At 64.4% G+C, this 12,120-nt stretch carries 11 protein-coding genes; 7 read left to right on the plus strand and 4 right to left on the minus strand.

All coding sequences use genetic code 11. The features are described from left to right. Positions 1-47 precede the first annotated feature (47 nt). Positions 48-461 carry a putative toxin-antitoxin system toxin component, PIN family gene (locus MPPM_RS26680; protein WP_345968735.1) on the plus strand — a complete coding sequence of 138 codons (414 nt, stop codon included), beginning with the start codon at positions 48-50 and terminating at the stop codon, positions 459-461. Next, positions 458-739 carry a toxin-antitoxin system HicB family antitoxin gene (locus MPPM_RS26685; RefSeq protein ID WP_063987514.1) on the plus strand — a complete coding sequence of 94 codons (282 nt, stop codon included), beginning with the start codon at positions 458-460 and terminating at the stop codon, positions 737-739. Before MPPM_RS26680 ends, MPPM_RS26685 begins: the two co-directional genes overlap by 4 nt. 79 nt (positions 740-818) lie before the next feature. Here MPPM_RS26685 and MPPM_RS28315 read toward each other — a convergent pair whose 3' ends face one another. Continuing rightward, entirely contained in the window at positions 819-1,106 is a 288-nt protein-coding gene (locus MPPM_RS28315) for a WGR domain-containing protein (protein WP_063987513.1), read from the minus strand. Then, a complete protein-coding gene (locus MPPM_RS26695; protein ID WP_063987512.1) occupies positions 1,103-1,681 on the minus strand; it encodes a recombinase family protein in 579 nt (192 codons plus the stop codon). Before MPPM_RS26695 ends, MPPM_RS28315 begins: the two co-directional genes overlap by 4 nt. 228 nt (positions 1,682-1,909) lie before the next feature. Between MPPM_RS26695 and MPPM_RS26700 the strand changes: the two genes are divergently transcribed. From MPPM_RS26700 to MPPM_RS26720, 5 genes are all read left to right on the plus strand, one after another. Next, positions 1,910-4,195: an AAA family ATPase gene (locus MPPM_RS26700; protein ID WP_063987511.1), complete on the plus strand. Its 2,286-nt coding sequence runs from the start codon at positions 1,910-1,912 to the stop codon at positions 4,193-4,195. A gap of 148 nt (positions 4,196-4,343) precedes the next feature. Then, positions 4,344-5,306: a P63C domain-containing protein gene (locus MPPM_RS26705; protein ID WP_162296284.1), complete on the plus strand. Its 963-nt coding sequence runs from the start codon at positions 4,344-4,346 to the stop codon at positions 5,304-5,306. An 81-nt stretch (positions 5,307-5,387) separates the two neighbouring features. Then, a complete protein-coding gene (locus MPPM_RS26710) occupies positions 5,388-8,189 on the plus strand; it encodes a class I SAM-dependent DNA methyltransferase (protein WP_063987531.1) in 2,802 nt (933 codons plus the stop codon). 297 nt (positions 8,190-8,486) lie between these two features. Continuing rightward, on the plus strand, positions 8,487-9,569 hold the full coding sequence (locus MPPM_RS26715) for a calcium:cation antiporter (protein WP_063987510.1): 1,083 nt from the start codon (positions 8,487-8,489) through the stop codon (positions 9,567-9,569). A gap of 331 nt (positions 9,570-9,900) precedes the next feature. Continuing rightward, the gene (locus MPPM_RS26720; RefSeq protein WP_082912089.1) at positions 9,901-10,398 is read left to right on the plus strand and encodes a hypothetical protein; all 498 of its coding nucleotides are present in this window, start codon (positions 9,901-9,903) and stop codon (positions 10,396-10,398) included. A gap of 104 nt (positions 10,399-10,502) precedes the next feature. Here the strand turns inward: MPPM_RS26720 and MPPM_RS26725 are convergent, their stop codons facing one another. Next, on the minus strand, positions 10,503-11,627 hold the full coding sequence (locus MPPM_RS26725; protein WP_096488055.1) for a PAS domain-containing protein: 1,125 nt from the start codon (positions 11,625-11,627) through the stop codon (positions 10,503-10,505). Positions 11,628-11,713: 86 nt separating this feature from the next. Beyond that, a complete protein-coding gene (locus MPPM_RS26730) occupies positions 11,714-12,118 on the minus strand; it encodes a hypothetical protein (RefSeq protein WP_063988310.1) in 405 nt (134 codons plus the stop codon). Positions 12,119-12,120: the final 2 nt, after the last annotated feature.

Consider the following 12,120-nt stretch of genomic DNA (forward strand, 5'->3'; position numbering starts at 1 on the left):
TGGTCCAACATTGCATGGGATGTTACACTCGGGCGGTGTTACGGGTTGTGCTGGATACCTCGGTGATCGCGTCGGCGTTCCGCAGCCAAGCGGGCGCGAGCTTCGCCATCCTCCGAGCGGTCCGCTTTCGGCGCGTCATCCCGCTCGCCACGACTGGCCTGCTCCTCGAGTATGAGGACGTGCTCAAGCGGCCGGAGCAGCGCGAGGTCTCAGGCCTGAGCCTCGCCGACGTGGACAGGGTTCTAGGCGCCCTCGCGGTGGCGATCGAGCCGGTGGACGTTCATCTGCGGTGGCGTCCGCAGCTGCGCGACACCGATGACGAGCTGGTGCTCGAGGCGGCCATCAACGGCCGAGCCGACGCACTGGTGACCTACAACGTGCGTGATTTCGTGTCGGCTGCGCCCCGCTTCGGCGTGCGGGTGTTGCGACCGGCGGACCTGCTGCAGGAGCTGGCAACGTGAGCAAGGCAACCTACCCCCTCAAGCTTCCCACCTCGATCAAGCGGGCCGCGGCGCGGCTGGCCAAGGAGGACGGGGTGAGCCTGAACCAGTGGATCGCGACCGCGGTGGCGCAGAAGGTCGGGGCCGTCGAGACGGCGGCCGAGTTCTTCAAGCGGCGTGCGGAGGGCCACTCGCTCGATCAGCTCAACGAGATCCTGGCCCGCGTGCCCCACCGCCCGCCGGAGCCAGGCGACGAGCTGCCGGAGGGCTGGACGCCCGGGTCAGTCGATGGGCGGTAAGCTGCGAAGGGTTTGACCGAGAACATCACCCAAGTCGAACTGTTTAGGTGTATGCACCTAAACCATCAAAGGTGTAGCTTCACAGCCACCCTTCCGGGTCGATGAGCTCGCGGGTAACGTAGGGCACGCCGATCCGCCGCGGCGCCGACGCGCGGCGTTGCAGGCATGCCCGCGCTAGGCGCTGCGCCCCGAGTTCGTCGCCGGCGATGTAGGTGACGGTTCGGCCCCGTGTCGCCCCGATCCGACCGAATGTGATCGCCACCACCCACGTCCCGAACAGGTCCCGGCCGGCCTCGACCCGATACGAGCGCCAGCGGTTCTGGGCCGGATCGCAAGCCTCGAGATGGGCCGAGAACACCGGGATCATGCGGCCGCTACCTTGGATGCGTCTCGCTTCCCGAGCACCCGATAGACGCTGGCTCGCCCGATCCCGAGCCGCTTGGCGATTGCGGCCGGCCCGAGCTTCTCGTCGGCATGAAGCCGCTGTACTTCGGCAGCATCGATCGTGGGTTTGCGTCCCTTGCCCTTGTAGACACCGCGCGCCTTGGCAGCCGCGATCCCCTCCATCTGGCGCTCGCGGCGCAGATTGGTCTCGAACTCGGCGAACACGCCCAGCATGTCGAGGAAGGCTTTGCCGGCCGCCGTCGAGGTGTCGATCGGCTGCTCGGTCGCGCGCAAGGCCACGCCCTTGGCCTTGAGCGCGCGGACCACATCCTGGAGGTCGCCGATGGAGCGGGCGAGGCGATCGACCCGGGTGACCACGAGCGTGTCGCCAGCGCGCAAGAAGTCGAGGAGCGTGGCGAGCTCGGTCCGGCCCTCGCGCGAGGTGCCGGACTTCTTCTCGGTGCGGATTACGTCGCAGCCGGCGGCGCGCAGCGCTGCCTCCTGCAAGCCGAGATCCTGGTCCGTGGTGCTGACGCGGGCGTAGCCGTAAGAAGGCATGAGCGAGGGCGATCCGTCTCGGAACGGTCTAGATCCGCTCACCCTAGCGTCTCACAATCCCGAGAACAACCAATTTGAGACGCGACCCGGCGTCTCACGCCCATGTCTCGCAGCGGTATACCCATTCAGACGGTAACCGCCTCTGAACCCGTGCTCTAAAGGTCTCAACAGATCAGGCCCAGCCTCATCACGGTTGCTCGCCTCGCAGCCCACTCTTAGGCTTGGTGCATGATCAGAAAAATCATCTCGCTGAAGGGCATCGGACGCTTCGAGGGGTTCAACGCCGCTCAGGATGTCACCTTCAAGAAGTACACCTTGATCTTCGCTGAGAACGGGGTGGGAAAGACCACTCTTTGCGACGTCATCCGATCGCTCCAGACGGGTGACCCTGGCTACATCATCGGGCGTCGCACACTGAACAGCGCCGTTGAGCAAGAGGCCAAAATCCTCCTGGCGGACGGCACGGTTGCGATCTTCTCGAATGGTCAGTGGTCCAAACAGCCGCAGGGAGGCTGTACGATCTTCGACAGCGGCTACGTCCGCGACAACGTTCATGCCGGCGAGGTGGTGGATCTTGAGCACAAAAAGGCGCTGTTCTCCCTTATCGTGGGGCAGCAGGGCGTTTCGCTTCACCATGAGGTTGTTAGGCTGGAGAAGGAGCGCTCGGATCTGAACACGCCCCTTCGAACGGCAAAGCAGGCTGTGGAGGCCAACCTCCCCTCTGGCGTACGGCTGGCCGCCTACTTAGCGTTAGAACCAGATCCTGACATCGACGCCAAAATTTCGGACGCAGAGCGGCTACTCCGCGGTTCGCAGGAAGAAGAAGCTCTCAAGCGCCACCGCATCCTCACCCCATTGAGTCTACCGGTGTTGCCAAGTGATCTGGAGGAGATCCTGGCGAGAACACTCGAGAACGTGGCCGACAGCGCACAGCGCCAGCTCGACTCTCACCTGGCCCACCTCGGGGCAGCAGGTGGGCAGGCGTGGCTTTCACAGGGACTTTCGCTTTTGCGAGGCGAAAACTGCCCATTCTGCGCGCAGAGCATCTCGGGCAACGACCTTGTGGCCGCCTATCGAGCTTGTTTCAGCGAAGCCTATCGCGAACTCTTTAAGACGGTCACAGCCAAAAGGGCGGAGGTTGAAGCGCACCTTGGAACATCAGCAGTATCGAGGCTGGAAACGACACTGGCGCAGAATGCGGAGGCCATTTCATTCTGGTCGCGCTACTGCGAGTTGGCGCCGCTGGCGGAGGTAGATGCCGAGGCTCTGGGGTTGGCAATCGATCGTCTAAGGATCGCGGCGCTGGCGCTCCTTGAGCAGAAAGAGCGCAACTTGCTCGACGCGGTTGAGATCGACGATGATCTCAGCACCGCGTTGACCGGCATGGAAGCCGCATTTCAGGACGTTCCTGCCTACAACGCCGCCGTCGAGGCCGCGAACCGCGTCATCGAGGCACGGCGCGGCGCGCTCGCCGGCATCGACGTCGCCATCGCAAAGAGCAGCCTGGAAAACCTGCAGCGTCGGAAGCGGCGTTTTGAAGATCCGGTAAAAACTTCCTGCGACGAGTATAATCGTCTACAGGCATTGCGCGACGATTTGGACACGCGCAAAGAGACTGCCGTTATCGCGCTAAAAAATTACAGTGCGGGCGTGGTGCGCGACTACCAGCAGACCCTTAACAAGCACTTGGCCAGGTTTATGGTCGGTTTTCGCATTGAGGGAACACGGACAGAGTTTCCTCGCGGCTATCCGAGCTCCTCTTATCAACTGATGATCAACGACGTCCCGGTTGAACTTGGGAACGAGAACACAACGCACGCCGAGCCGAGCTTTCGAAACACATTGAGTGGTGGCGACCGTAGCGCTTTGGCGCTCTCCCTGTTCATGGCTCAGTTGGAACGCTCTACCGCCCAGCCCGACATCGCCGTCATTCTTGATGACCCGTTTCAGAGTCAGGATGCCTTCCGCAAGAACGCAACAGCTCACCAGATCAGGCGGTGCGGCGAGCAGTGCGGGCAGGTCGTCGTACTCTCTCACGATCCAACCTTCATCAAGATGGTATGGGATAAGCTGCCTCCTGATGAGAGGAAGGCTCTCCGGCTGGTGCGGGTGGGTCAATGCACGAACATGGTGCCGCACGACGTTGAAGAGCACCTCAAGCCCGAGCACCAGTCGCGCATCGACGCGATCCAGCGTTACGTTCACGAAGGGCAAGGCGAAGCACGCAACGTGGCCCAGAAGCTTCGATTAGCTCTGGAAGGCTACTGCAAGATCGTCAGCCCAGGTGAGTTCCCGGACGGCTTGATGATGGGCGAGATCTGCAGGCGGGTTCGCGAGACGGGCTCGTCTCATCTCCTGCATCCGATCCTCGATGATCTTGAGGAACTGAACGACTACGCTCGGCAGTACCATCACGCCTCGAACGATGATCACGCCTCCGTGCCCATCGATGAAGGTGAGCTGCTGGGCTACAGTCGGCGCATCCTTGCCCTTATCCGTTCGAGGGCTCCCTGAGAGAGCGGACGACCGACAGGGTTTCGGTCTGCTTGCAATCGCAAGCATTATGCGTCAGTCTCCCATGCTTGCTGTTGCAAGCATGGGAGACACGATGTCGAACGTTCAAGCTAAGGGCGGCCAAGCTCGAGCTAAGGCCCTTTCCCCCATGGCGCGTAGCGCGATTGCGAGTGCTGGGGCGCAAGCGCGATGGGCCAAGGCCGACCCTTCCCGCGAACAGCTGCCGAAAGCCGTGTGCGGCTCGAAGGAGAAGCCCCTCGTCATCGGTGATATTTCGATTCCGGCCTACGTGCTCGAGGATGAGCGCCGGGTATTGACAGTGTCGGGTATGTCCGAAGGCCTCTCCATGGCTAAGGGCGGATCGGAAGTGCCGGGCCTGAACCGGTTCGAACTGTTCATCGCGCGCGATCGCCTGCGCCCGTTCATCTCGGAGGAACTGGCGGACCGCATCTCGTCGCCCATCGTGTTCGTGACCCCGACCGGCGCCAAAGCTTATGGTTACGAGGCCGACGTGCTCGTCGAGCTTTGCGAAGCCGTGCTGAAGATGCGTGAGGCCGGCAAGCTCCAGAAGCAGCAGGAGCGGATCGCCCAGCGGTGCGAGATCCTAGTTCGGGGGCTTGCTCGCGTCGGCATCATCGCCCTCGTCGACGAGGCCACAGGGTATCAGGAGATCCGTACCCGCAACGCCCTCAGTAAGATCTTAGAGGCATATATCTCTAAGGAGCTGCTTCCCTGGGCGCAGCGCTTTCCGCTCCAATTCTACGAGGAGATCTACCGGCTTCACGGATGGACCCTCAACCCGGCGAGCCGAGCGAAGCCGGCCTATGTCGGCCGGCTCACGAACGCTCTCGTGTACGAGCGCCTGCCGGAGGGTGTGTTGGCGGAGCTGCGCAGCCAGAACCCGGTCGACCCGGAGACTGGCCGGCGACGCTTTAAGCACCACCAGTTCCTCACCGAGAACATCGGCAATCCGCACTTGGAAAAGCACTTAGCCAAGGTCATCGGCCTTATGCAGGCTTCCGACACCTGGGGTGAGTTCAAGCGCATGTTCCGCAAGGTGTTCAAAGTCCAGGACGAGGGCCAGAGGGTACGCGGAACCGTGCGGATCTAATCGGTCTGCGGAGCTCTGAAGCACTGACGATCTCGGGTGGATCGGCTACGGTCGCACCCAAGAAATGGCGGGGTGGAAACGGTGCGGCTGAGTTGGAATGAGATCCGGGCCCGGGCGGCGCGGTTCGCCGACGAGTGGAGCGACGCCCGTTACGAGAAGGGCGAAACGCAAAGCTTCTACAACGACCTCTTCGAGGTGTTCGGGGTCAAGCGCCGGCGGGTCGCCAGCTTCGAAGAGCCCGTCAAGCTGCTCGGGGCGAAGCGCGGCTTCATCGACCTGTTCTGGAAGGGCGTGCTGCTCGTCGAGCAAAAGAGCGCCGGCCGCAGCCTCACCCCGGCCAAGGCGCAGGCGCTCGACTACTTCCCTGGCCTGAAGGAGGCCGAGCTACCCCGCTACATCCTGCTCTCGGATTTCCAGACTTTCGAGCTGCACGACCTGGACGAGGGAACGGAGCTACGGTTCACGCTTGCCGAGCTGCCCCAGCACGTCCAGGCCTTCGGCTTCATCCTCGGCGTCCAAAAGCGCACGTTCCGCGATCAGGCCAAGGTCAACATCGAAGCCTCAGAGCTGATGGGCAAGCTCCACGACGCGCTGAAGGCGTCGGGCTACACGGGCCATGACCTCGAACGCTTCCTCGTCCGCCTGCTCTTCTGCCTGTTCGCCGACGATACGGGCATCTTCGAAGAGCGCGACATCTTCGAGGCCCTGATCCGGGATCGCACCCGTGAGGATGGCAGTGACGTAGGGCCTTGGCTCGCCAACCTGTTCGAGGTGCTGAACACGCCCCTGGAGCGGCGCCAGGCCAAGCTTGACGCGGACCTGAAGCAATTCCCCTACGTGAACGGGGACCTCTTCGCCGAGCGCCTGCCCATCCCGGCTTTTGACGCCGAGATGCGGACACGGCTCTTGGACGCCTGCGCATTCTCGTGGGACGCGATCTCGCCGGCGATCTTCGGCTCCCTGTTTCAATCGGTCATGAACGCGAAGGAGCGACGGGCGGCGGGAGCGCACTACACCACCGAGAGGAACATCCTGAAGGTCATTGAGCCCCTGTTCCTGGATGAGCTGCGGGCCGAGTTCGAGCGCCTGCGGGCACGGCGCGACACGGGGCGGGCGAACGCGCTTAGGGCGTTTCAGGACAAGCTCGCCGGGCTGCGCTTCCTCGACCCGGCCTGCGGTTGCGGGAACTTCCTCATCATCGCCTATCGCGAGCTGCGGGCGCTCGAAACGGAGGTGCTGAAGGAGCTGAACCCCAAGGGGCAGCGCACCCTTCTCGACGTGGCCACCCTCTCCAAGGTGGATGTGAACCAGTTCTACGGGATCGAGATCGGGGAGTTTCCGGCCCGCATCGCCGAGGTGGCGCTGTGGATGATGGATCACATCATGAATGTGCGGCTCTCGCTGGAATTCGGCGAGGCCTATGCCCGCATCCCACTTAAGACCTCGCCTCACATCCGGCACGGGGACGCCCTGGAGGTGGATTGGGCCACGGTGCTGCCGCCGGCCGAGTGCAGCTTCGTGTTTGGCAACCCGCCTTTCGTCGGGGCGAAGTACCAGACCGAGGCGCAGCGCGCCCAGGTGCGCCGGATCGCCGGGCTCGGCGGCTCGGGCGGGACGCTCGACTACGTGACCGCCTGGTTTCTGAAAGCTGGGGCCTACGTGCGCCAGGGCCGGGCACCGATCGGCTTCGTCGCCACGAACTCGATCACGCAGGGCGAGCAGGTGGCGCAGCTCTGGCCCCTGCTCTTCGACCGTCACGGGCTTGAGATCGCCTTCGCGCATCGCACCTTCGCGTGGGGATCGGACGCGCGGGGCGTCGCCCACGTGCATGTCGTCATCGTCGGCCTGACCCGCCGAGATCAGGAACCGAAGGAGAAGCGGCTTTTCAGCTATGACAACATCAACGCCGATCCGGTGGAGAGCCGGCACGGAGCGCTGACGGCCTACCTCTTCGACGCGGGCCAGGTCGCCAACCGCCATCTTGTCGTTGACGAACGGTCCCGTCCTCTCTGCGACGTGCCGCGGCTGGTGAGCGGGACGCAGCCCATTGATGATGGGAACTACATCTTTGACGCGGCCGAGCGTGCCGCCTTCGTGGCGGCGGAGCCTGAAGCAGCCCTCTTCCTGCGGCCCTACATCGGCTCCGTCGAATACATCAACGGCCTTCAGCGGTGGATCTTGTGCCTGAAGAAAGCCTCGCCTGGTGATCTTCGCAAGATGCCGCTCACTGTCGAGCGAATGCGGAAGGTGAAGGCATTCAGATCTAAGAGTCAACGCAAGAGCACACTCGCGATAGCAGACTACCCTGACCGCTACAACGTGGAGGTCATACCGGACCGCCCTTTTCTCACCATCCCAGAGGTTAGTTCAGAGCGTCGGGAGTATGTTCCGATCGGCTGGCTGGAGCCCCCGACCATTCCTAGCAACCTCGTTCGTGTTCTACTTGATCCTGATCTCTGGCATTTTGGTATTCTCACCTCACGAATGCATATGTCATGGCTGCGACACATCGGGGGGCGCCTGAAGAGCGATTATAGATACTCGGCTGGCGTGGTCTACAACGCCTTTCCCTGGCCTTCGGCGACCGACGCGCAGCGAGCTAAGGTGCGCGAGCTGGCCCAGGCCGTGCTCGACGCCCGCGCCCGCTTTCCTGGCGCGACGCTCGCCGATCTCTACGACGCCGACGTGATGCGGCCCGAGCTGCGGAAGGTCCATCGCGCCCTCGACGCGGCCGTTGACCGGCTCTACCGAGGCGTGGCCTTCGGCAGTGACCGCGAGCGGGTGGAGCACTTGTTCGGCCTCTACGAGAAGCTCGTAACGCCCCTGACGGCCGCGGCTGCGGCACGGCCGCGCCGCCCACGGACGAGGGCTGCTGCTGAATGAGCCTTTGTTCCTCGGATTTCCGCGTTGGGAAATTCGTTCTGGCGTGGTCGTGGCCTGCCGGTCCGATTTGATCGGTTCTTCAGCCGCAGACCGGCCGGCACGGGGCCGGTCCGTCAAGGGCATATCCAAAACGCACTCCTCAGGGTGAACTGGGCCAACCGCGCCTTTAGCTCACCTGGGCTCTGCCGTTCGACACTACCGCCGCCCCCTATCTCGAAATCGAGCTCCGGCTGATGTTGCGATCGACAGCCGCAGGCCGGTGCGGCACATCGTGCCGGCGGAGAGGAAAGTCGACAGATGGCAAGTGACAAGTTGCCGACGTGGACGTGGACGGCCCCGATCGGCGGGTGGGCGCTCATTGCCGCTTCAGCGGCCGTCTCGCATCCCGCGCTGACGATCGCGCTCGGGGCCGGCCTCTTCGCTTGCGTGCTGGCCGCGGTTCACCACGCCGAAGTGGTCGCGCATCGGGTCGGCGAGCCCTACGGCACGCTCGTGCTGGCGCTCGCTGTGACCGTGATCGAGGTGGCTTTGATCGTCTCCCTCATGATCGCGGGCGGCGAGGAAACGGCGGCGCTCGCCCGCGACACGGTGTTCGCGGCCGTGATGATCATCCTCAACGGCATGGTCGGCCTGTCATTGCTCGTCGGCGCTGCGCGCCATGGCGAGCAGGCCTACGGCCTCTACGGCGTGAACGCCGCTCTTGCCGCGCTCGCCACCATGGCGGTTCTCACGCTAGTTCTACCTAATACGACGACCAGCATCGCCGGCCCGGTCTACGCACCGAGCCAGCTCGTGATGGTTGCCCTGGCGTCTCTCACGCTCTATGGCGCCTTCGTGCTGGTGCAAACCGTGCGCCACCGCGACTACTTCCTGCCCGAAGGTGACGCCGCGCACGACGAGGAGGCGCACGCCCCGCCGCCCGGCGCCAGGGCCGCCGCCGTGAGCGCTGTGCTTCTTCTCGCCTGCCTTGGAGCCGTAGTGCTCCTCGCCAAGGCGCTCGCCCCGACGATCGAGGCCAGTGTCGATGCCGCAGGCGCGCCGAAAGCTCTGGTCGGCATCATTATCGCCGGCGTCGTGCTCCTGCCTGAGGGTGTCGCAGCGTTGCGCGCAGCCCGCGCCGACCGCCTCCAGACCAGCATGAACTTGGCGCTTGGCTCGGCGCTGGCCACTATCGGGCTCACAGTCCCAGCGGTCGCGGTCGTATCTCTCGTGACGGGGTGGACGCTGGTGCTCGGGCTCGACCTGAAGGGCATGGCGCTGCTCATGCTGACGCTGATCGTCGCCACGCTCTCGCTTGGCACCGGGCGCACGACGGTGCTGCAGGGTATCATCCACCTCGTGATCTTCGCCGTGTACCTGTTCACCACGGTCGTACCGTGATGCGGGTTTCTGGCGTGATGCTTACGCAATCGCGAGAAGGGGGAGTGGGGGCGAACTGGTCTGGCCAGCGGCTCTGCGTTTGAGTATGCACCACTCAAAATCTAGAAATGCCCGGGACCCGGAGTGCTGCAAGACGTGATGATGGGATGGTCCGTTCGGGCATCGTACATCGGCAAAGCCAATGATCATCATTTCTCATCCGCACATTGCTCAATGATGTAGGTATCCACACTTTCAGTCGAGGTTCGGGCCCCTCTGGCACAGCACGATGCTGTGCGATGTCGAACCTGACGCGCGCGATGACGCGCGCCACCGCAAGAGGAGGACTTCTATGCCGTTCAAGAACGATCTCGCTTCCCTCGTCGACGAGACGCACCAGGGAAAGAGCTACGGGGAGATCGCCGCGTCCTCGGTCGGCGCCCTCGGCGGGCTGACCCACACGGAGGCCGCTAAGGTGATGGACGCCCTCGACGTGAAGTCGATCGAGGAACTCGCCACGTCGAAGTACGTGCTCTGGGCGCAGGCCATCGCCCACCTGGCCAAGTTCGAGAAGATCGACGCCACCAAGGTCGGAACCGACCAGGCGTTCAACCCGAGCCTCGCGGCCATCCTCGACTCGAAGTGGGAGAAGAGGCCCCTTCGCGAGATCGCCAAGGCCTCGCCCGCGGTGCTCTCCGGCATCTCGCGCAAGGAGGCTGATCTGCTCGCGGAGGCGCTCCAGGTGAAGACCGTGGAGGAACTCGCGACGAACCGCTTCGTGCTCGTGGCGCAGGTGATCGCGCACCTCGCCAAGTACGAGGCGACGAGCCCGCTGAAGAAGGCGGCCTGAGCGTCGAAGCTCCGGTTGGGTCGGAACGGGACGGGCGGGGTGACCCCGCCCGTCCTTTTCGCTTTCGGCGCTCGATACTCCGGCGCGCTATGTCTGACGCGCGCCTACGAGGGCAGCGATGTGCTTCCGTTCGCTCGTGGCAACAAGCGCACACGAGTGCCGGGAGTGGCGTCCTCCCACGCGACCTCGGTCCTGAGTTGCTTGGCCAACATGGTCAGTAGCGTCGTCCCGAAGCCGCTTGCGGCTCGCGGCCGGGGCGAGACGAGTTGCCCAGCATCACGGCCGATCCCGTCGTCCTCGACTTCGAGCGTGGGAGCACCGCTTGGGCCGATGGCTGCGAGCCGGAGCGTGAGGCGCCCCGGGCGGCCGTTCGGGAAGGCGTGCTTGAGGGCGTTGGTGACGAGCTCGTTCACGATTAATCCGAGGGAGGCCGCGTCGCGGGCCGGCACCCGAGCGGCCGCGACGGGATCGATGTCGAGATCGAGCCGGACGGTGTCGCCCCGCCCGCTCGTCGCAAGTGTGTCCCGCGCGAGGTCGGCCAGGTAAGCACCGACGTCGACGTGGTGGACGTCCGTCGCTTGGTAGAGCTTGGTGTGCAGGGTTCCGATCGCCGCTACGCGCTCGATCATGCCGTCGACGAGGGTGCGCAGGCCCGCGTCCTGGAACGACCGGGATTGGAGGTGCAGGAGCGAGGCGACGAGCTGCAGGTTGTTCTTCACGCGGTGGTCGACCTCCCGTAGGAGGAGGTCTTGCCGGGCGAGCGCGGCGGCGAGTTCCTCGTTCGCGCTCTGCAGGTCCCTCTCCAGCGCCTTGCGAGCCGTGAGGTCGACCTGCGTGCCATAGAAGAACACGAGGTCGCCCGCCGCGTCGCGGACGGGACTGATGAAGAGAACGTTCCAGAACGGCGTCCCGTCCCGGCGGTAGTTGAGCAGTTCCACCTCGATCGGCTCCCCGCGCTCCACCGCCGCCCGGATACGCGCCACAGTGGCCTGGTCCGTCCCAGGGCCTTGCAGAAAGCGGCAGTTGCGCCCGATCACCTCGTCGCGCGGGTAGCCCGTCACGCGAGCGAACGCGTCGTTCACGTAGACGAGCGGGTTGTCGGGCTCCCGGGGATCGGTAATTGTCACGGGGATACGGCCCGAGCGAACCGCCGCGGCGAACGGGTCGTCGAATTCGTGCGCGGCCTCGATCTCCGCGTTGCGACGGCGCGACCGCTCACGGCCGGGCATGGTGCCTCCCTTCTCGAAACTGAATGGTCATCGACCGACGTGTCGCCGCGGGACAGACGAGTTCAGCTGCCCCGCGGTTGAACTCCTTATCGCGATCGCCACCAAAGCAGCAGGATCGTGACGACGAAGCCGCCGGACACAAGCGCCGTCGCGCTGCGGGCGACGACAGCGCCAGCGTTTGCGACGTCACTCGAGCCAGCAAGCGCGTAGGGGAGAACCGGCACGGCCGTCGCCGTTCCGGCGAGCGCCAGGAGTGCGATGGTGAGAGCGCAGGCGCTCGCCGCGACATCCGACAACACGCCTTGTCGCGCCGCGAAGCCGGCGAGGCAGACGAGCCCGCCGAGGATCGCCGGGATCAGCACCGTCCAGTGCGGCAGGCCGCCCAGAACGACGCTGACAAGGCCGATCACGATCAGCGCGCCGCCGTAGTAGTACACCGTCGGTCGATACCAAGCCGCCACCGGCGAAAGGGTCTGCGAAGCGGATCTCATGT

Source organism: Methylorubrum populi, assembly GCF_002355515.1.
Lineage (GTDB): Bacteria > Pseudomonadota > Alphaproteobacteria > Rhizobiales > Beijerinckiaceae > Methylobacterium > Methylobacterium populi_A.

What these genes read in the sequence shown, in the direction of transcription:
- MPPM_RS28315 (WP_063987513.1), bottom strand. Translation starts at nt 1,106, where the DNA reads ATGATCCCGGTGTTCTCGGCCCATCTCGAGGCTTGCGATCCGGCCCAG.
- MPPM_RS26695 (WP_063987512.1), bottom strand. Translation starts at nt 1,681, where the DNA reads ATGCCTTCTTACGGCTACGCCCGCGTCAGCACCACGGACCAGGATCTC.
- MPPM_RS26700 (WP_063987511.1), top strand. Translation starts at nt 1,910, where the DNA reads ATGATCAGAAAAATCATCTCGCTGAAGGGCATCGGACGCTTCGAGGGG.
- MPPM_RS26705 (WP_162296284.1), top strand. Translation starts at nt 4,344, where the DNA reads ATGGCGCGTAGCGCGATTGCGAGTGCTGGGGCGCAAGCGCGATGGGCC.
- MPPM_RS26715 (WP_063987510.1), top strand. Translation starts at nt 8,487, where the DNA reads ATGGCAAGTGACAAGTTGCCGACGTGGACGTGGACGGCCCCGATCGGC.
- MPPM_RS26720 (WP_082912089.1), top strand. Translation starts at nt 9,901, where the DNA reads ATGCCGTTCAAGAACGATCTCGCTTCCCTCGTCGACGAGACGCACCAG.
- MPPM_RS26725 (WP_096488055.1), bottom strand. Translation starts at nt 11,627, where the DNA reads ATGCCCGGCCGTGAGCGGTCGCGCCGTCGCAACGCGGAGATCGAGGCC.
- MPPM_RS26730 (WP_063988310.1), bottom strand. Translation starts at nt 12,118, where the DNA reads ATGAGATCCGCTTCGCAGACCCTTTCGCCGGTGGCGGCTTGGTATCGA.